The sequence below is a fragment of the Actinokineospora globicatena genome, from assembly GCF_024171945.1.
GTDB classification, from domain to species: Bacteria; Actinomycetota; Actinomycetes; order Mycobacteriales; family Pseudonocardiaceae; genus Actinokineospora; species Actinokineospora globicatena.
Map to the genome: position 1 here is coordinate 668526 of NZ_JAMTCR010000006.1, position 19396 is coordinate 687921.

At 73.0% G+C, this 19396-nt stretch carries 12 protein-coding genes and 1 tRNA gene; 4 read left to right on the forward strand and 9 right to left on the reverse strand.

Going from position 1 to position 19396, the window contains the following annotated elements; genetic code table 11:
* Positions 1 to 476: 476 nt before the first annotated feature.
* Complete coding sequence (locus LV79_RS30555) at positions 477 to 2090, reverse strand: vWA domain-containing protein (protein WP_253841752.1); 1614 nt, start codon at positions 2088 to 2090, stop codon at positions 477 to 479.
* Positions 2091 to 2281: 191 nt separating this feature from the next.
* Between LV79_RS30555 and LV79_RS30560 the strand changes: the two genes are divergently transcribed.
* From LV79_RS30560 to LV79_RS30570, 3 genes are all read left to right on the forward strand, one after another.
* Complete coding sequence (locus LV79_RS30560; protein ID WP_253841753.1) at positions 2282 to 5275, forward strand: AfsR/SARP family transcriptional regulator; 2994 nt, start codon at positions 2282 to 2284, stop codon at positions 5273 to 5275.
* 75 nt (positions 5276 to 5350) lie between these two features.
* A tRNA-Thr gene (locus tag LV79_RS30565) sits at positions 5351 to 5422 on the forward strand.
* Positions 5423 to 5482: 60 nt separating this feature from the next.
* Positions 5483 to 7594: a hypothetical protein gene (locus tag LV79_RS30570; protein ID WP_253841754.1), complete on the forward strand. Its 2112-nt coding sequence runs from the start codon at positions 5483 to 5485 to the stop codon at positions 7592 to 7594.
* A gap of 138 nt (positions 7595 to 7732) precedes the next feature.
* Here the strand turns inward: LV79_RS30570 and LV79_RS30575 are convergent, their stop codons facing one another.
* The 6 genes from LV79_RS30575 to LV79_RS30600 all read right to left on the reverse strand — a co-directional run bounded on the left by LV79_RS30575 (position 7733) and on the right by LV79_RS30600 (position 16876).
* Positions 7733 to 9655: a TNT domain-containing protein gene (locus LV79_RS30575; RefSeq protein WP_253841755.1), complete on the reverse strand. Its 1923-nt coding sequence runs from the start codon at positions 9653 to 9655 to the stop codon at positions 7733 to 7735.
* Entirely contained in the window at positions 9648 to 14801 is a 5154-nt protein-coding gene (locus LV79_RS30580) for a WXG100-like domain-containing protein (protein WP_253841756.1), read from the reverse strand. The genes LV79_RS30575 and LV79_RS30580 overlap by 8 nt, the downstream gene beginning before the upstream one ends.
* A 2-nt stretch (positions 14802 to 14803) precedes the next feature.
* Entirely contained in the window at positions 14804 to 15121 is a 318-nt protein-coding gene (locus LV79_RS30585) for a hypothetical protein (protein WP_253841757.1), read from the reverse strand.
* Positions 15118 to 15621 carry a YbaB/EbfC family nucleoid-associated protein gene (locus LV79_RS30590; RefSeq protein WP_253841758.1) on the reverse strand — a complete coding sequence of 168 codons (504 nt, stop codon included), beginning with the start codon at positions 15619 to 15621 and terminating at the stop codon, positions 15118 to 15120. The genes LV79_RS30585 and LV79_RS30590 overlap by 4 nt, the downstream gene beginning before the upstream one ends.
* 125 nt (positions 15622 to 15746) lie before the next feature.
* Positions 15747 to 16304 (reverse strand): GNAT family N-acetyltransferase, encoded by a 558-nt coding sequence (locus LV79_RS30595; protein WP_253841759.1) that lies wholly within the window; start codon positions 16302 to 16304, stop codon positions 15747 to 15749.
* A gap of 47 nt (positions 16305 to 16351) precedes the next feature.
* Complete coding sequence (locus LV79_RS30600; protein ID WP_285470691.1) at positions 16352 to 16876, reverse strand: DUF6328 family protein; 525 nt, start codon at positions 16874 to 16876, stop codon at positions 16352 to 16354.
* 137 nt (positions 16877 to 17013) lie between these two features.
* Here LV79_RS30600 and LV79_RS30605 point away from each other — a divergent pair, with 137 nt between their 5' ends.
* Complete coding sequence (locus LV79_RS30605) at positions 17014 to 17316, forward strand: GNAT family N-acetyltransferase (protein WP_253841760.1); 303 nt, start codon at positions 17014 to 17016, stop codon at positions 17314 to 17316.
* 39 nt (positions 17317 to 17355) lie between these two features.
* On the opposite strand, the gene LV79_RS30610 is transcribed toward LV79_RS30605, so the two are convergent.
* Both LV79_RS30610 and LV79_RS30615 read right to left on the reverse strand, forming a co-directional pair.
* Positions 17356 to 17859: a hypothetical protein gene (locus tag LV79_RS30610; protein ID WP_253841761.1), complete on the reverse strand. Its 504-nt coding sequence runs from the start codon at positions 17857 to 17859 to the stop codon at positions 17356 to 17358.
* 344 nt (positions 17860 to 18203) lie between these two features.
* Positions 18204 to 18998: a TetR/AcrR family transcriptional regulator gene (locus LV79_RS30615; protein ID WP_253841762.1), complete on the reverse strand. Its 795-nt coding sequence runs from the start codon at positions 18996 to 18998 to the stop codon at positions 18204 to 18206.
* Between the last annotated feature and the right edge of the window lie 398 nt (positions 18999 to 19396).

Here is a 19396-nt window from a genome sequence, read left to right on the forward strand (position 1 = left end):
CCGGCATCGCGAGGCGCCCCAAGCGCCTGCCGAAGCCCGCCGCACCGCCCGCCCATCACACCTTCGGGCGAACCCCCTTGACGCTCCCGGGGGCCACCCCCAAGCCTGGCCCGGCCCCCACCCTCTCCGGGGGGCGTCCCTGGGCCAGTCTACCGGGACCGACCGACGGGCGATCTTGAAAGCACCCCCGGGGAGATCCACATGTGGATAACTTCTGTCACCCAGCGGAGTGATTTTAGCGAGAGAAGTCCCAGGTCAGCGGCACATGGGGGCCTGGCAGGCCGGTCACCGCGAGCAAGTCGTCCGGAGCGAGGGCTTGCCAGGGGTGAGTCCTCCGAGGAACAGCCCCCGGACAGGAGAACGGCCCGGCCACGTCGTGTGGCCGGGCCGGTTCCCTCCCCCGGGACCTGTGTCGAGATGAGAGCGGCCCGGTCATCCCGCGCCGGTGGCCGGGCCGCTCTCGGCACCCCGCGGTCCTACTCGGTGGTCAGGCGGAACTCGACGCCGCCGAGGTCTTCGCCGCGTTCGTCGGTCTGGTTGAGGCGCAGGACGGCTCGGGTCTGGGTGGTGGCGGTGAACTCGAGCTCGGTCTCGAAGCGCTCCTTGGGGTCGATGGTCAGGCCGAGGAAGCGGGCGGCCTTCGGGTCGGCGATCTCGAAGCGGGTCTCGCCGACCTGGCGGATGCCCTCACCCTTCTGGCCGGTGGCCTTCCAGCGCTCGGCCAGGGTCTTGCCCAGGTCGATGACGACCTTGCCGGTGAACGCGCCCTCGGGGGCGGTGAAGACCAGGTTGGTCAGCGCCCGCGGGTTGGGGTTGGCCAGGGTGAACGGGCGGGTGGTGGGCTTGCCGGGCACGACCCGCACGGAGTCGACGTTGCGCCAGGCGATGTTGTTGTTGTTCCTGGTGTTGGTCAGGGTGTTGGGGCCCTCGGCGAAGGTCATCGGGTCGGTGGCGGACTCCCAGCGGGCCAGCAGGCAGAAGTGGCCGGGGCCGGGGACGCCGTTCCACGGGACGACCACGCTGGTGGTCCCGGCGGGCACCGTCACGTTCACCGCGGTGTTGATGTGCGTCCAGTGCGTCGGCCAGACCGCCGCGCCGCCCTGGGCCGTGTAGTACAGCTTCAGGTTGCCGTTCGCGGTGCCCGACCCGTTGGGGCCCGGGTTGTTGAGCTTGACGTGGATGTAGCTGGTGGACCCGACGACCGGGTTCGCGCCCGCGCAGGGGGCGGCGGTCGGGCAGACGGTGATGTCCGGGCTGGTCCAGATCGGGTTCAGGCCGTGCGGCTCGACGCCGGTGTCGGAGCCGTGGTCGCGGATGAACACGTCGGTGCGCTTGCAGTTGCGCAGCGTCTGCTGGATGGTCGTCGCCGTGTTGGACCCGTTGGCCGCGGCGAGGGTGTAGACGCCGCCGGTGGTGTTGGCGTAGTCCTGCATGATCGACACGATCGGCGCGGACACCCCGCCGGTGGGGATGTAGACGCTGCTGATCTTGATGTCGTTCTGCGCGTCGAGCGCCCGCTGGTGGGCGTTGGTCACGTCGACCGCGGTGTGCGCGTCGTCGAAGCCGCCGGGCAGGGCGTCGGTCACCAGCACGACCATCTTGGTCGCGTTCGACCGCCAGGTGCCCACGAAGTCACCGGTCTGCGGGCGGCCGAGCGCGGGCAGGTTGTTGACCACGGTGTTCAGCGCCTCGTCGGAGGCCTCGGGGGTGTTCCCGCCGCCGGTGGCGACCAGCCCGTTGACCGCGGCGGTGACCGCGGCCTGGTTGCCCGCGGCGAGGTCGTTGAAGACCTTCACGTTGTCCTTGAAGCTGACCAGGCCCAGCTTGAAGTCCCCACCGGAGAGCGTGGAGACGTCGGTGATGATCGAGTTGATGCCGGTCTTGATGTTGGCGATCGCGCCGCCCATGCTGCCGGTGTCGTCGATGACGAAGGTGACGTCCATCGGGCCGCAGGGACTGGCGGCGGGCGGCGGGACGGCCTTGGCGACCGCGGGCTCGGCGCCCGCGGGTAAGGCGGGCAGGACCGCGGCGACCATCGCCGCGGCGGCGACCAAGGTCGCCCGGCGGCGACCGGTTGAGCTGGTGGGCATCGGTGTCTCTCCTCGCGGGACAGGTCCTGAACAGGGCGAGCTGAAGCGTGGTCGCGACCGGTTGTGGCATGGTTGTCGCGGAACGCAACCGCCTCGCGGTTTCGCGGCACCCCTCCTCAACCGGTTGGGTGTTTGCGCAGCGCAGCGGTGTCGTTACGCTCCCTTTACCAAGTGGCGCGGAAGGAGCTGGGGTGAGCAGACCCGGCGAGCTGCGCGTGCTGGGTCCGGTCGAGGCCGTCGGCCCGGCCGGGCGCGCGCTGGTGCACGGCACCCGCCAGCGGGCCGTGCTCGGCGTGCTCGCGCTGCACGCGGGCTCCGTGCTGCCCGCGTCCCGGCTCATCGACGTGCTGTGGGGCGAGAACCCGCCGCGCACCGCCGTCAAGACGCTGCACAGCCACGTCGCCCGGGTCCGCCAAGCGCTCACCGCCTGCGGCTTCCCGACCGTGCTGCGCACCAGGGAGCCCGGCTACCTGCTCGAGGTCGAGCCCGAGGTGGTCGACGCGCTGCGCTTCCACCGGCTGGTCCGCGCCGCCCGGGACCACTTGGGCCGCGACAACGCCGACGCCGCCGCCCCGCTGCTGCGCGAGGCCCTCGCCCTCTGGCGCGGGGACGCGTTCGCCGACGCCGCCCTGGAGAGCTGGGGCTGCGGCGAGGTCGACACCCTGCACGAGCTGCGGCTCTCCGCGCTGGAAGACCTGTGGGACGCGGAGCTGCGCCTGGGCGGGCACGTCGAGGCGGCCAGGGAGCTGCCGCGGCTGCTCGCCGCGCACCCGACCCGGGAGCGGCTGGCCGGGCTCTGCATGCTCGCCATGCACCGGCGGGGCCAGCACACCGACGCCCTCGGGGTCTTCCGCGCGCTGCGCACCCGCCTCGCCGAGGAGTTCGGCGTCGACCCCGGCCCCGAGCTGGTCGAGCTGCACACCGCCATCCTGCGCCGCGACCCCGAGCTCGACCCCCGGCCGACCCCGCGCGGTCCGGCCCAGCTCCCGGCCGGTGTCGGGCACTTCACCGGCCGCGCCGCCGAACTGTCCACACTGGACTCCGTGATCGCCGGGTCCGGCGACGAGCAGCCGGTCGTGGTCATCTCCGCGGCCGCAGGCATGGGCAAGACCTCGTTGGCGGTGCAGTGGGCGCGCGGCGTCGCCGACCGCTTCCCCGACGGGCAGCTCTTCCTCGACCTCGGTGGCCAAGACGCCGGCCGCGCTCTTACTGCCGCCGACGCGTTAGCCCACCTCTTACGCGCGTTGGACGTGCCGGATGAGCGGATGCCCGCCGAGCTGACCGAGCGTTCCGCGCTCTACCGGTCGCTGCTGCACGGTCGGCGCTGCCTGGTCCTTGTCGACAACGTCGGTACGACCGAGCAGGTCCTCCCGCTGGTACCGGGCAGTGGACGGTCGCTGCTCGTGGTGACCAGCAGGCAGACGCTCGCGGCGTTGGGGACACGGCACGCGGTGCGCCCGGTCGCGCTCGACAGCCTGGGGCACATCGAGTCGGTGGAGTTGCTGAGCAGGGTCATCGGCGCGGATCGGGTCGGCAGGGAGCCGGGCGCGGCGGCCCGGTTGAGCCGGTTGTGCGGCGGGATGCCGCTGGCGCTGAGGTTGGCCGCCGCGCGGCTGGTCGCGGTCCCGGGGCGTTCGGTGGCGGTGTCCGCGGCGGAGTTGGTCGGCGCGGGCCGCTTGGACACTCTCGCGGTAGAGGGCGATACGCGAACCGTGCGGGCGGTGTTCGCCAGCGCCTACGACCCGCTGGAACCCGGTAGGGCCAGGATGTTCCGGTTGCTGGGGGTAGCGCCGGGGACCACGGTCAGCGCGTCCCTAGGGGCGACGTTGTGTGGAGTGCCGCTAGAGCGTGCACGGGAGTCGTTGGCGGCGTTGTCGGCCGCGCACCTGATCACCGAGGTCGACTCCGACCGGTTCCGCTTCCACGACCTGGTACGGGAGTTCGCCGCAGGTAAGGCCAAACGGGACGAGCGCGCGTTGGCGCTATCGCGGCTGGTGGACTGGTATCTGGTGGTGGCCGATGAGGCTAACCGCGTGATCGACCCCAACCGTGACTTGGTAACCCCAACGCTGCGCCACACCCGCACGCGCGTCCCGTTCGACGACAGGCGTGGGGCGCTGGCGTTCCTAGACGCTGAACGGCCCAACCTGCGTGCGGTAGCGCAATGCGCGCGCGAGTTAGGCAGGCTCGACTCGGCGTGGCAGTTCACGTACCTGCTGACAAGCTTCTTCGACGCCACCGGACACTGGCACGACCGGGTCGAGCTCTGCCGTCAAGGAGCAGCGGCGGCAACGGCGTTGGGCGACCCGGTAGCGGAAGCGGAGATGCTGCGCGCGCTCGGCGTCGCTTACTTCATGACCCGCCGCCTGCGGGAAGCCCTAGAGGCCAACCAAAGCGCGCTGCGCACCGTCCGCGCGGCGGGGGACCTGGTCGGCGAAGGGCACGTGCACAACAACATCGCCAACGCATACGCCGAATTGCGCCGCTTCGACGAGGCCATCGCCGCGCACCGGCTCGCCGTCGCCCGGTGCGCCGAGGCGGGCAGCGACCTGGGCCGCGCGCTCTCGCAGCGCAACCTGGGCCACACCTTCGTCCGGATGGGTCGCGCGGAGGAAAGCCTGGTGCCGCTGACCGACGCGCTCGCCACCTTCCGCGGCCTCGGCAACGCCCGGCTGGAGGCCGCGACCCTCGACACGCTCGGCGAGGCCCTGCTGCAACGCGGCGACCACCGCGCCGCGCTGGCCCACCTCGGCGAGGCGGTCGCGGTCAGCCGCGCCATCGGCGACCGCTGGCTGGAGTGGGAATCGCTGCTCGACACCGGCCGCGCCCACCTCGACGCGGGCGACGTCCCCCAGGCCCTGGCGCACTTCCGCGAGGCGCTCGACCTCAGCAACGAGGTCGGCGACCGGCACGGCGAGGCCTCCGCGCTCAACCAGCTCGGCCGCGCCTACCTCGCGGGCGGTGACCTCGCCGCCGCCCGCGACCACCTGGAACGCAGCCTCGCCATCCGCACCGCCGTCCCCGACGACTACGAACTGGCGCACCTGCACCGAGACCTGGGCGACCTCGAGTCCCGCACCGGCGACACCACCACCGCCACCCGCCACTGGTCGCGCGCCCGCTCGCTCTACCACCAGGCCAACGCCACCACCGAGGCAGACGCCCTCGCCGCCCGCGTCCCCTGAACTGCGGGAATCGGGCAGGAGTGGCGTGGGTTACAGGCAGTTCACCCGGGTGGTCCGTAGGATGTGGACATACCTCATGGAGTAGATCAGCGGTAGATCGCCCGGCTCGTAACCGGGAGGGCGCGGGTTCGATCCCCGCCTCCATGTCTGTGGCGCACACGGTCTGGACGACAGGGCTCGGTCCGGTGTCAGGACTGGGGAGTCGATGTGTCTGGTTACGCGTACGGGCAGTGGTTGCGTGCTTTGGCGTCGTTGGGCGCCGGTAGTCGCGGCGCGGCGGCGAAGGCGCGCAAGTGGCGGGCCGTCCTCGACGGCGTCAACGCCGGTCAGGTCACTGTGGGCAGCCGGACGCCGGTTGCCGGGGTACCCGCGTGGGTGACGGTGGAGGTCGTGCACGCGGGGTTCGCCACGGGCCGGTTGCTGGCGGAGCGGCCGTTGACCGCGGACGAGGTGGCGAAGCTCCGGTCCGCGACCCCGGGCAGCACAGACCGTGAACGCCTGAACCTGCACTACCTCAGCGATGCCGGGCAGGTCGAGTTGCTCGACGCGCTCAAGAGCGGTCAGTACCGGATCGACCTGTCCGAGGAGGCCGCGATCCCGGTCGCGGTAGCGCTATTCGCGGCCGGCAGGGACAAGCAGGCGTTCGACTTGCTCGAGGAGATCTGGCCGTGGATCCACCGGCTCAAGTTCACGCCGACGTTCACCGAGGTCGCGGTGCTCTCAGGTGACGCTGTCCGGGTGCGGTCCGTGAGGGAGGTCATCACCACGCTGGAGCGGGTGACGGTGCCCCAGCAGATCACGGCGATGCGCGAGACGGTGACGGTCTGGAACCCCCGCTACGACGCACTTGTGGCGTTGTGGGCGCAGACCGTCAACGGTCCTTTGCCGCGTCTGGACGGGGGCGAGGTCGTCGGCGGTTGGCCGTGCACCCGGTGGCCGGACGACTGGGCCGAGCAGCGCTCGCAATGGCTGGCCGACCTCCCAGGTGCTGTCACCGGCAAGCACGCTCACCCCAAGGGCAACTTTGCGCGTCTGCATGAGGCGTTGCTGCTGTGCCCACGTGACAGCGCGGACCTCAGCCCGCGTCAGGTCGGCTGGATCCGGCGCGCTCTGGCCAACGCGCTCACCAAGGTCCGATCGGCTGGCGCCTTGCCCGAAGGCCCCAGTTACGCCGAGATCGCCGCGACTCTGGCCACCCGACTGCGCGAACTCCGGCCGTACGGCGGCATTCCGGCGGTTGAGCCTGTTACCGCGCACCTGGACCCGCCCGCGCACTTGGTCGCCAAGCTGACCAAGGCGCTGGAGGCTCCCGCGGCTGAACTCGTGCACCGCGGCGTGATCACCTCGGGCGAGACCCTGGGCGCGGTGCTCCCGCAGCGCACGTCCCGGTTGGCCGCGCGGCACATCGCCGACCCGGTGCTGGCCGCGTTGCACGAACGGACTTACACCGCTTTCCGCGAGCGCCGGGGTCTGCTGCTGCTCAACCTGGCCAGGCAGGTCCAGTTCGACGAGCTGCCGTGGGTTGGTGCGAACCCGGCCCCCGGCACCGACGACGGCAGCGCGCGTGGGGTCTTGCGCGACACGGTTCGGTTGGCGCTGACCGCCTTCCCGCACACGATCACGCCGAACCCGCTGGTGACCGAGCTGCGCGCGATGGCGGACCTGGCCGACCTCGACCCGCCGCTGGTCCACGAACTCGCCGCCGACATCTTCACCGGCGAGTTCACCTCCGCCTCGCGCCGGGCCGCCGCCACCGCCAGCCGCCTCCTGCGCGGCACCCTCTACGCCAACTACTACGACCTGCCCGACGAGTGGGACAACGCGGACTTCACCACGGTGTGCTCCGACCGGGCAGTGGCGGCGGGCGCTCCAACGCGCGGGGTCGCCCGCACCGGCGCGCAGCTGGAGCAGGCCCAGATCCTGACCACGCACAACCTCGCGGTCCTCGTCGACACCCTGGACCTGGCGGACTGGCTGGCCGAGGCCGCCCCCGACCTCGCGGGCACCGCCCTGGACTGGATCGCCCGCCGCGCCACCCAACGCCCCCCGAACAGGCACGCGGCCCTCGTCCAGGTGAAGAACATCGCCTACGCCCTGCGCCAGGCCCTCTTCTTCCTCAGCTACTGCCCACCCGACCACCGCCGCGCCCACGTCCACCGCCTCGCCGCCAACCCCGACTTCACCCATGTCGTCCGCGGCCTCGAGCACGTCATCGCGGGCGGCCGCTTCGACTCCGCCGGCACCACCCCCAACGGCGGCCAACGCCTCCTCGGCTGGGTCGACCACCGCGCCTACTGGCCCCACATCACCGGAACCTGACCAGGCTGCTGCTGGCGATTGGATGGCCACGGCCGCCGCGCCGGCTCTGTTGTGCGGCCCGAACCGCTCGGTCGCCTGTTCGCGAGTAGGTACTGGTCCGGCGGTACCCCGAGGTGACCGCCGGACCAGGGCAGGGGGTTACTCGCCGGTGATGTCGGTGAGGCTGCCGTCGGAGAGGTGGCGGGCGAGGGAGCGGGGGAGGAGGTAGGCGTGGCCGCCGCCGGGTTGGTTGTGCCAGGGGACGGTGGTGCCTGCCAGGACCGCGAGGTCGCGGGCCACCCGGTAGCGGCGGGGGCGGTCGGTCTGGTGTTCGGCGCGCAGCGACATCTGGGGGAACTCGGTGTTCGGGGTGAACACCAGGTTGCCCTCGGCGTCGCCGTGGCGGATGACCTCGCGGCCCTCCAGCAGGACCGCCAGCCGCTTGTGGGTGAGCAGGGTCAGCGGCGGTTCGCCGGGGAGCGGCTGGATGGGCCAGTCGTTGAGGGCGGCGACGGTGTTGTTGTCCGGGAACCCGGCGCGGCGGCGGGCGGGCAGGATTGTCACCGTGCCGAGCAAGTACGCGCCCGCCTCGGTCAGCGTCGGGAACTGACGTGCCGCGAACGCCCTACCGCGCTCGTACTGCGCGACCTGCCACTGCCCGTCGACCCGCTCTAGCGACCAGCTCTCGTCGACAGGACCGTCCAAGCTGTACGCGCGGGGAGACACACCCGCCTCAGACAGCGCCAACGCGATCCGTGCCAACTCCGCGGAGTCGTCGTCCACGGCAGCCGCCGGTGCGCTCACGACCTCACCGGTGAGCGCGGTGTACGCGAGCGCCGCCGCCTGCCCGTCCACCGCGGGCGGGGTGAACCCGGCGGCCCGGATGTGCTCGACGAGGTCGGGCTCCGGCGGCACGCCGTGCTTGGCCAGGTAGTGCGGGATCGACGCGGGCCAGATCCAGCTGCCGTCGGTGTGGAACCCGGCCGGGACGTCCGGCGCGCTGTCGGGCACGAACAGGTCCGGGTCGTGGCCCCGCCCACCGAGCAGCACGTGCGCCCCGGTGAGGTACCGCAGCACCCCGGGCACCTGGTCGGCGGGCACCGGCGGCCGGTCCACCACCGGGCGGCCGTCGGGCTCGCGGCGGTCGAACACCCGCGCGCTGCGCACCCGCGACCGCGCCGCCAGCACCTGCTCCAGGTCCGGCACGATCCCGCGCATCCACCCGGGCACCGCGTCGGGCTTGCGGGGGAACCGGGTCAGCTCGTCGAGGACCGCCGGGCGCGGCGGCGGGTTCTGCCAGCCCGGGTCGTCGTAGGCGTAGCTCGTGCTCGCCCGCAGCGGGTACTCCACGATCACCTGCGCGCCCGACCACGGGCCGCGCTCGGGGTGCGCCATCCTGGCCCGCAGCACCGCGAACTCGTCGGCGACCTCGGCGGGCGGCGCCCAGTCGCGCAGCTGCCCGTCCAGGCCGACCACCTTGCCGCGCAGCTCCACGTACGCCCCGGCGGCCCGGTAGCCCACCCGAAGCTGCGTCCAGTCGCTCGGCGCCCGCATCACCAGCAGATCGCTGATCCGCTGGCCGAGCACCTTCTGCTCGTCGAGACCGGCGGGCTCGGCCGACACCGGCAGCGGCGGCATGCCCAGGCGGCGGCGCAGCCAGTTCGGCACCTGGTCGGCCTCGCGCGGGAAGCGCTCCAGGTCGCGCGCGTACACCTCGGTCGGGACCGGCGGCTCCCAGCGCGGCTCCTGCTGGTAGTTGAAGAACACGTGGTACTCGGTGGGCGGGTTCATCACGAACCGCGCGGTGAACCACGCGCCGGTCTCCGGGATGTAGGTCACCTCCCGCAGCCCCAGGAACGCGTCGGCGACCTCGGCGGGCGGCTCCTGGGCCGCCGCGCTCCCGTCGGCCAGGTGCACCACCAGCCCGTACTCCTGGACGCTGGAGGTCACCGCGGCCACCAGGTCGAGCCTGCGCCACCCCGGTGGGGCGGCCTCCAGCAGCGCGATCCCGATCCGCTGGATCAGCTCGCCGTACCGGGCGGTCTTCTCGGCCTCGGACATCGTGCCGTCCGCGTCAGACATTGTCGTATCTCCTGAGGATGATCCGGGGTGCCCCGGAGGCGTCGGTCAGCACGAACCTGGTGTGCACCTGGTGCGGGGTCGGACCGCCGTCACCCTGGAAATCGTGCCACTCGACCCGGGCGCCGCCGCGCTGGTCCCTGGCCACCTGCATGTCCTGGCCGTACCAGGTGTCCCGGTTGTTGGGCGTGCCACGGCCCTGGTTCTGCGTCGTGAGCTGGGGGAACTGCCCCACCGCGTCCGGCGTCGGCTGGGTCACCTGGTTGGGCTTGATGTGCCCGCCGTCGAATCCCGTCCCGCCGACGCCCGCCACGATGTCCTGCGACCACTGGTTGCGGGTCTCGCGCCTGCTCGGCCCGTAGGTGCGCTCGTCGGTCGCCTCGCCCGCGACGCCGTGCTCGTTGGTCTCGATCACGAAGCTGCCGTCGAGCACGTAGAGCGTGTTGGGGTGGAAGTTGTTCATGTCCGGGTTGGCGCTGTCGCGCGGCCCACCGGGGCTCGACACCGCCTCCACCGCGACGACCTGGCCGAACCCGTTGGCGTCCGGTGCGCCGGTGTAGAACGTGCCCCGGCCGGGGACGTCGAACCGGGTGTGCGGCGGCAGGTTCGTCCGGTCGCTGAACGCCTCCCGGTGCCCGAGCGGCCCCAGCGGGTCACCCGGCACCGCACCGGGCGCGGGTACCCGCACCGGGTCGTTCGGGTTGGTGGTGAACGGCTGCGACCACTCCAGGTAGCGCGGCGGGAAGCCGCGGTCGTCGGTGGTGTAGCGGTGCTCGGCCCCGTCGACGTCCACCCGGTAGGTGGTGTTCGGCGCGGGCCGGTTCACGTCGGGGTTGCTGTCGTCGCGGGTGTTGGGCGAGACCAGGTCGGCGTGCGTGATCACGCCGCGGTGGTCGGTGTAGTAGGTGCCCCGGCCGTCCACCTGGTACGCGGTGTTCGGGTCGAGCCCGGTCCGGCCGATGAGCGGCTCGTCCGAGCGCAGCGGCCGGTGCGGGTCGGCGGGGTCCTGGGTGGCCTGGTCGTCGACCGGGATCCTGGTCGGGTCGTCGGCGTTGCGCACCGGTGGCGGGGTGAAGTCGGACTGGATCAACCCGCGCGACAGGTCGGGCGGCGTCGAGTCCGAAGTGGGCCTCGGGGTGGTGGCGTCGGTGACCGGCAGGCCGCCGTCCCCGGCCGGGGTGATGTCCCCGGTGGGGGCGAACGAGTTCCAGCCGCCGTCCGGTGGGATCCGCGGGTACACCCGGCCGTCGGCGTCGACGTAGTCAGCGCTCGACGAGTACGGGGTCGTGTTCTGCTCACCCGACCACGCCCGCTCGGTCGGCGCGATCACCGGCACGCCCGCGTGCCTGGCCAGGTCGGCGCCGAGCCCGTCCGGACCCCGCCCCGCCTCGCACGCGTTGAGCACGATCGGGTCGGTCCCGTTCCACCCCGACGCGCGCGCCAGGTCGGCCAGCTCCGCGCCGCCGAGCCGCTGCCCGTCGACCACGGCGGCGTTCCCGTCGCTGTGCACGTCGAGCACGAAGTGCCCGGGGATCGGGGTGACGGCGTTGGCCGCGGCCCTGGTCCTGGCGTCGGCCGGGTCGAACAGCGCGGCACCGGCCGGGGTCGGGAAGGCGTTGCGGTCGGCGATCGGCCGCAGGTGCTCCGGCAGGGCCGACGAGTCGACCCCGGGGGCGGGGACGGCGTGCACCTCGCGGATGACACCCCGGTCCAGCAGCTGCTCGACGCTCGTCGTGTCCGGCAGGGTGAACTGCCTGCCACCGCCGGGCTGCCCGAGCGCGGGCGCCACATCGGCCATCTCGCCGCGCAGCCCGGCCGGGTCCATCACGACGTAGACGTGGTACCCGACCTCCGCGTTGTCGGGGAAGATCGCCCGCTCGCGGTAGTGGTACGGCTGCCCGTCCTCGCCCATCGGCGACAGGTACCGCCCGGTCTCGCCACCGAACCGGTCGAGCACCGAGCCCACCGGCAACGTGACGTCCCGCTGCGACCCCGGCACCGCCCCACCGTGCGGCGGCCACTGGTTGGTCCGGTACGTGCCGTCGGGGCGGTGGTGCTGGTTGAAGTCGTCCCGGTCGCTGTGCGAACCCCACGGGTTGTGGTCGGAGATCAGCGGCCGCACCCGCTGGTCGTAACTACCCATCCCGTTGGACCGGTCGCCACCCATGGGCACGTAGTCACCCATGTCCGCGAACGCGTGCTCACCCTGGCGCGTCCCGAGGAAGGTGAGGGGCACGCCGTTCTCGTCGACCCCGGGGGTGGGGGAGGCGACGGGGGCGGGGCCGTCGTCACTGGTACCCGGGTCACTCGAGGTGTCGGGATCGGGCGCGGGACCGTCGTCGGAGTTCCCGGAGATATCGGGCGCGGAGCGGTCGACATCCCCTTGGTCGGACTCGGGATGGCGGTGGGGATCCTGCGGGGTGCCGTCGCGGTCGGGGGAGTCCGGGTTCGGGTCGCCCTGGTCTGGCCGGTGGGCGGGATCGGGCCGCGAGTCAGCGTCCGGCCGCGCGTGCGGATCGGGCTGGGAATCGGCATCCGGCCGGTGGGTCTGATCGGGCCTGGTGTTGCCGTCGGGCCGGGCATTCGGGTCCGGCCGCGCGGCGGTGTCGGGCCGGGGGTCGGTGTCCGGTCGAGCGTGGGGGTCCGGGCGCGTCGTGGTCTCCGGCCGCGTGTTCGCGTCGGGGCGGGAGGTGGGGTCCTGCCCTCGCGGCTGGTCGGTGCGGTCCGGTCGGGCGGTCTGGTCGGCGCGGGCGCCGGGGTCTGGCCGGTGGGCGGGGGTCTGGCCACGGGAGGTGTCGGGGTTGGTGGGCCTGCCCGTGGTGTCCGGGCGGCTGGTGGTGCCGGGACGAGACGCGGGGTCCTGTCCGTGCGGGCCCTCCGGGCGGGGGGTGCGGTCTGGGCGCGCTGGTGTGGTGTCCGGGCGGGGTCCGGGGTCCGCGCGGTGGCCGGGGTCTGGTCGGTAACCGGCGCCGGGGTCGGGTGTTCTGCCGGGGGTGGGCTGTCCTGTGTGGACGTCGGGGCGGGTTTGTTGCTGTGCGGGGGATCCGGTGGGGTCAGGGGTGCCACCGGCGTACGACTGTGGGGGTTGGCCGGTTGTTTGGTCGTGGCGGGGCGTTAACGTGGCCGCGCTGCCGGGGGAGGTGTAGTTGCTGGGCGTGCCAAGGCCATCCGGGTTGGATGGGTGGTTGACCCCTTGTGGAGGGGCTAGAGGGCTGCCTGTGCGGGGGGCGCCTGGTGCGCCGGTGTCGGGGTGGTTGCCGAACCCGCCCACCGGTGGTTGGCCGCTGAGGTTGTTGCCCGCCAAGGGGTGTGCGCTTGCGCTTGGGCCACCTGTGGGCGTCTGCCCGGTGGTGCCTGGGGTGTTGCCTGTGAGGGGTTGCCCGCCCAGTGGGCCGGCGGTCGGGTGGCCGCCCGCTGGGTTCTGGCTGCCGGTGAGATCGCCCGTAGGTGAGGGACCACCGGTGAGGGTGTTGGCAACATTGCCGGGGGCACCCGAGGACGGGTTGCCCGCCACCCCGCCTGCTGGAGGCTGGTCGCCGGTGAGGGAGTTGACCAGGTTGCCCGGCGTGCCCGGGTGTCCGCCCGATCCGCCTGCGGGTGGCTGACCGCCGGTGAGGGGATTGGCGAGGGTGCCGCCCAGCCCACCCGCTGGTGACTGGCCACCGGTGAGGGTGTTGGCCAGGTTGCCGGGAGCCCCCGTGACCGGGTTGCCCGCCGGGGACTGGCCGCCCGTGAGGGTGTTGGCCAGATTGCCTGGCGCGCCCGAGGTGAGGTTGCTCGGTGCGCCTGAGGTCGGGTTGCCGCCTGGTCCACCTGCTGGCGGTTGGCCGCCTGGGTTTCCGGCGAGGTTGCCTAGTGCGCCGGACGCTGGGTTGCCGCCGGGACTGCCAGTCGGGGATTGGCCGCCGGTGAGGGGATTGCCTGGGGCGCCCGAGGTGGGGGTGTTGCTCGACAGCGGGGGTGCGCCCAGGCCGCCTGGGAGGGGGCGGTTGGTGGGGGCGGGTTGGCTGCCTGACTGGGGTGGTGGGGCGCCGGGGGTCGGGTCGGACAGGGCGCTGGGTGGGGAGGAGGGGCGGCTGGCGGGGCCCGGGTCCGTGGTCGGCAGGGGTGGGGCGAGGCCGCTGGGGGTGGTCGACGTCGGCGACGGCGGGGTGTGCGGGCCACCGGCAGGGGGTCCACCGGCGGGCGGCGCACCAGCAGGAGGTCCACCGGCAGGCGGGCCGCCAGCAGGGGGGCCACCGGCGGGAGGCCCGCCAGCAGGAGGCCCGCCGACAGGCGGGTCGCCCAGGCCGGGGATGGGGCCCGCGGTGGGGGTGTCGAAGTGGGACTTCGCGCCGCCGATGCCGCCGGAGACGCCGCCGGAGACACCGGCGCGCAGGAGGTCGCCCGCGGTGAGGTCCTGGCCGGTGACGGCGGCGTTGATCACGGTGGACCCGGCGCCCTCGGCCATGCCGCGGAAGGCGCCCTCGGCGGTGCGGCCGGGCAGGCCGGTGGCCCTGGTCGGGATGAAGTCCATGCCGCCGCCGACCAGGCCGGAGATGGCGCCCGACAGGGCCGCGCCGCCGGTCTTGGCCAGGTCCCAGCTCTTGCGGTCGCCCTTGGCCATCTGCAGGCCCTGGATGGCGGCGTCGATGGCGACCTCGGTGAGCACCTCGCGCAGGATCGCGGTGATCAGCTTGCGGAAGATCATCTGCACGGTGATCCGGGTCGCGGCCTGCGCGATCGGGATGCCCGCGCTGGAGGCGCCGAAGGTGCCGAACGCGGCGGCGATCAGCGCGGCGATCTCGATGGCCAGCATGACCAGCGCGGCGATGATCGAGTACTTGGCGTACTCGACCTCGAGCGCGCAGTTGTCGCACGACTCGCCGAGGCCGTCGCAGGCGGCGCGCAGCTTGGTCAGGTACGCCTCGTCGCCCTCGACGAACTGCGCCCAGTACTTCTCGAACGCCTCGGCGGCCTGCCCGTCCATGCCCCCGATGGCCTGGCTGGCCGCGCTCTTGGCCTGCGCGATGACGTCGTCGATGTCGCCACCTGCGGTGCGCCAGGTGTCGGCGAGCGCGCGCAGCTTGTCCTCGTCGCCCTCCGGCCAGCTCTCGCCGACCACGATCGGGAACAGCCAGGTGATCTCGGACGGGATGGTGATCGACATGCTCAGCCCCGGATCGCGGTGAGGCCGTCACCGCTGCTCGTGTCGGTGCCCTGCTGGCTGGCGACCGAGTCCGTCAACGCCTTCTTGATCGCCTGCAGCGCCGCGGCCAGGTCGCCGAACGCCTTCGTCATGCCCTCGACGGCGGGCACGTAGTCCTTGGCGAAGGTCTTCCCCGACTCGTCGCCGCCCCAGCACGCGCCCTGCGCGGATAGCCCGTCGGTCAGCCGGGTCGCGGCGTCGCCGAGCAGGTCGCCCGCCGTGCCGAAGCCACCCGCGCCACCGGTGACGGCGGCCGGGTCCATCTCGAAGCCCGAGGTCACCGCTGACCCCCGAACACGCTGCCGAAGCCGTCGTCGTCATCCGGGTCCGCCGCGTGCCGAGGTCCGCGCCCCGAGGTCGGCGGAGCCGGTGGCGGGGTGGGCGGGCGCAGCAGGTCGGCGAACGACGGCGCGCCCTCCACCAGGCTCGACAGGTCCGTACCGCCCTGCAGCGGCGCCAGCAGGCCCTCGACCTGCTCGCGGGCCGACCCGGCGGCGGCCTGCGCGGTCGCCACCACCAGCCTGGCCAGCTTCTCCGGGGTCGAGCGGGTGAACGCGGTCGGCGCGAGGGTCAGCTCCGTCAGCACGCCTGCCGGGTTGACCACCGCGCGGACCAGGCCGTCGGGCGAGGTCGCCGCGCCGGTCACCGCCGCGGCCCTGGTCTGCGCGTCGGCGAGCTCGCTGGTGCGCCGGTTCAGGTCGGCGAGCAGGCCCGCCACGTTCTCCCGCATCGCCGCGTTGCGCGCCTCGAGCCGGGCCCGGTGCTCAGCTGGGTCGGTCATGCGTCCCCTCCGATCGACTCTGGGACACCCCTGCGACGCGCCGCGGCCCGCTTTGGATCCCCCGAGGTTGCCATCAAACCCAAACCGCGCGCCGGGCGCGAGGAGTTCTCGGTGGACGGTCTGGCCTAGACCTGTGGTAATTCCCATCTGGCAACGAACTCGGGCAGCGTCATGCCCAACAGGACGGCGTCCCAGTGGCGGCCCGCGAGGAACTCGTGCGCGCGCAGCCGACCCTCCTCGGTGAACCCGAGCGACCGGTGCAGCCCGAGCGAGGGTTCGTTGAACTCGTAGACCTTCGCCTCGCACTTGTGCATCCGCTGCTCGCCGAACATGTAGCGCAGCAGCAGCACCACGGCCTCGGCGGCGTAGCCGTTGCGCTGGTGCTGGTGGCCGATCCCGATGCCGTAGCCGAACCGGCCCGCCCTGCGGTCGACCCCGTGGGTGGACAGCGAGCCGACCAGCTCCCCGGTCTCCAGGGACTCGATCGCCAGGTCCAGGTCGGTGCCCGGCTGCTTCGCGCGCGCCGCCGTGGCCTCCTGGAACCACGCGGCGGAGCGGGGCGGGTACAGCCGGTCGACCGCGCGCTGGTCGGCGCTGTGCTCGGTGAAGGACTGGAACACCTCCCAGTCCGCCGGTTCCACCCCGCGCAGCCGTACCCGCTTGCCGGTCCAGAACGAGCTCATCGGCGCAGTCAACCAGGTCGACCCGCCCCGCACGCAGCGGTTTTCGGCTAGTCGGCGCGCTCGCGCATCGGCACCGCGAACCACAGCAGCATGATCAGCGCCGCGCACACGCCCGCGATCACGAACGCCGCCCAGCCGCCGATCACCATCTCGGCGAGCAGCAGCACCGAGGCCGCGACCGCCAGCGACAGGCACACCAGGCCCGCGATCGTGGTCCGCGTCGCCAGCCGCATGATCTCCTCGCGCTTGCCCTGCCGGAACAGGATCCGGTGCCACGCGGCGGGCGCGGTCAGCAGGCCGACCGACGCGACCGCGAACAGCACCGCGATCAGGTGCGTCGCCCGCTCGAAGGCGTTGGCGTCGCGCACGTAGACCTCGGTGAACGCGATCGAGAGCAGGAAGCCGAACAGGATCTGCACGCCCGCCTGGGCCACCCGCAACTCCTGGAGCAGCTCGTGCAGGTTGCGGGTGAGCCGCTGCTGGTGCGTCTCCTCGCTGTCCTGGTCGGCACCGCCCTGGCTAGCAACCCCACTGCCCTGGCTGGCAGTGGGGTTGCCCTGCTCGATCGTCATGCGTGGCTCCGTGGGCTCGGTAGGTGGGGACCTGATCCGAACATTCCTCGGGAAGACCGATCACAAACCGGACACACCGCCGGTCGCCGCGTCCGTAGGATCGGTGCCGGGGGAGCCCACTCGAGCAGGAGGACCACGTGGCAGTGCAGGTCGTCGACGTCGCCGAGCGCGGCCGGTTCGAAGCCCTCATCGACGGCGAGGTCGCCGGGTACGCGGAGTACCTGCGCGGTGACAGCCTGGTGGTCTACCCGCACACCGAGGTCGACCCGGCGTTCGAGGGCCAGGGCGTCGGCGGCGCGTTGGCCAGGGCCGCGCTGGAGGACGCCAAGTCACGCGGGCTGCCGGTGCTGGCCACCTGCCCGTTCATCGCGTCCTGGATGCGCCGCCACCCCGAGTACCTGGAGCTGGCCTACCAGAACCGGTCCACCGCGGCGGACTGAGACGATCGGCGGACTGAGGCGCTCGACCGGCTGGGGCGCTCAGCGGCGGTGCTCGCCCAGGACCCGCCGCAGATAGTCCTCCAGCGGCACGGTCCGGTCGTCCAACTCCACCTCGACCGGCGCCGGGTAGGGCTCCCAGCCGGAGATCAGCGCCCGCACCACCGTCCCGTCGGGGCGCAGCGCGGCGCTATCCCCGCGCGCGACCGGGACGTACACCGGGCGCACGGTCGCCTGGGCCATGCTGATGACCACGCCCCGGCCCAGGCTCCAGCCGCGGACCTCGCCGGGTACGGCCACCACCCGGTGCCGCACCTTGGCGCCCTCGGTCGTCTCCCGGTGCTCGCCCCTGGGCAGCTTCTCCGCGTGCTCGACGGGCAGGGGCGCGGGCAGCAGCCCGCCCGCGAAGGCGGCGGCCGGGAAGTCGCGCACGGCCTGCTCGACCTGGGCGATCACCTCGGGGCCGACCACCTTGCGCCGCTCGGCGTCCCGGGCCAGCCACCGGGGCCAGGCGAGCGGGTCGAGCAACGTACTCAGGTCGATCACGGCGTGATCGTACGTCCGACCACTCCCGGGCCTCATGCGTGGATCCCCTGCGGCACGCGCGGCAGCGTAGGGAGCCCCGGTGAACACCACGCCGGGCTCGGGTGTCGCCCTTGTGTTCGACCGACGGCGGGCGCGCGGGTGGTCGGCGGGCGCCGCCCCTGACCTGCCCGGAGTGGACAGTCGTCGGCCACGCGCTGTAACGCCGTTAGGCCGAACGCCAGGAAGCCGCCAACCCGCCATCACGCGGTGATCGGATCGGACAGTCCTGACTGGACGTCACGGTGACCGATCTCATGCTCCCCTTGGGACGGACGGAGCCGGGGCCCGCGCCCCGGCCGCCGCCGTCAGGCCTGTGTGGACCCGTCGCGGGAGTCGACCAGAGCCTGCACGCCGTCGAGGATGCGGGCCAGGCCGAACTCGAACACGCGCTGCGGGTCGTCCGCCGCCTGGCCGACCGCGGCGACCACCGAGGCCGCCAGCGGGTACCGGGTGTGGTCGAGCAACGTGGTCAGCACCGGGCTGTGCGCGGCCCACCACTGCTGCTCGCTGACCCCGCCCTCCCCGTCGCCGTCGGCCTCCACCGCGCGCCGCGCCGAGGTCTCCGCGTGCCCGATCACCAGGGTCAGCACGGTGTCCATCTCGGTCTCGGACAGCCCGATCCCGGCCACCGTGCCGAGTTCGTAGTCGTACTTGGCCATCACGTTCGGGCCCAGCGGCGGGCGGCTCACGCCGACGCGCAGCATCCACGGGTGCCGGTGGTAGAGGTCCCAGTTGCGCCGCGCCACCTGCTCCAGCCGGGCCCGCCAGCAGCGCCGGTTGTCCTCGGCCACCTCGGGCGCGGGCTGCGGGGTGTCGGCGTAGACCGTGTCGAGCATCAGGTCGACCAGTTCGGCCTTGCCGGGGACGTAGGTGTAGAGCGACATGGTGCCCACGTTGAGCTTGTCGGCCACCCTGCGCATCGACAGCGCCCCGAGCCCGTCGGTGTCGGCGACCTCTATGGCCGCGGCCACGATCCGGTCGACGCTGAGGTCACGCCTGCCGTTGCGGACCGGCGCCTGGGTCTGCTTGCGCCACAGCAGCGCGAGGCTGCGCGCGGGGTCGCCGCCCCCGCTGTGGTCCTTCGTCGCGTCCTTTGCCATGGTGGCCCGATCCTAACTGGTCCGCCTCGGTGCGGTCGGCGACGCACAGGCCCGGGCCAATCCGGCCACCCGCGGATCACCGACCGTGATCGGTCCCAACGTTCGCGTGTGGACGATCGGCGCGCAAGCCCGCTGCCTCGACTCGGCCATCCGTCCCCTCCTGGTGTGCATAGGGATACCAGTGGCGGTCCGGCCGGTGTCCGCTGCCCGGCCCCGGCGCGCCCGGCGCGCGGTGCCGGTCGCCGAACGGACGGGGGCGCGGCACCGGGGGTGGACCAGCGCACCGGACCCCACCGTACCCGAGTTCGTACGGTATACGCCCGCAATGCCGCGAGGCCCGGACCGAATGCCGGTCCGGGCCTCACTCGCTTGGGGCAGTCCACCGCCTCGTCGCGGGC

What these genes read in the sequence shown, in the direction of transcription:
- LV79_RS30600 (WP_285470691.1), bottom strand. Translation starts at nt 16,876, where the DNA reads ATGACGATCGAGCAGGGCAACCCCACTGCCAGCCAGGGCAGTGGGGTT.
- LV79_RS30575 (WP_253841755.1), bottom strand. Translation starts at nt 9,655, where the DNA reads ATGTCTGACGCGGACGGCACGATGTCCGAGGCCGAGAAGACCGCCCGG.
- LV79_RS30595 (WP_253841759.1), bottom strand. Translation starts at nt 16,304, where the DNA reads ATGAGCTCGTTCTGGACCGGCAAGCGGGTACGGCTGCGCGGGGTGGAA.
- LV79_RS30590 (WP_253841758.1), bottom strand. Translation starts at nt 15,621, where the DNA reads ATGACCGACCCAGCTGAGCACCGGGCCCGGCTCGAGGCGCGCAACGCG.
- LV79_RS30580 (WP_253841756.1), bottom strand. Translation starts at nt 14,801, where the DNA reads ATGTCGATCACCATCCCGTCCGAGATCACCTGGCTGTTCCCGATCGTG.
- LV79_RS30555 (WP_253841752.1), bottom strand. Translation starts at nt 2,090, where the DNA reads ATGCCCACCAGCTCAACCGGTCGCCGCCGGGCGACCTTGGTCGCCGCC.
- LV79_RS30615 (WP_253841762.1), bottom strand. Translation starts at nt 18,998, where the DNA reads ATGGCAAAGGACGCGACGAAGGACCACAGCGGGGGCGGCGACCCCGCG.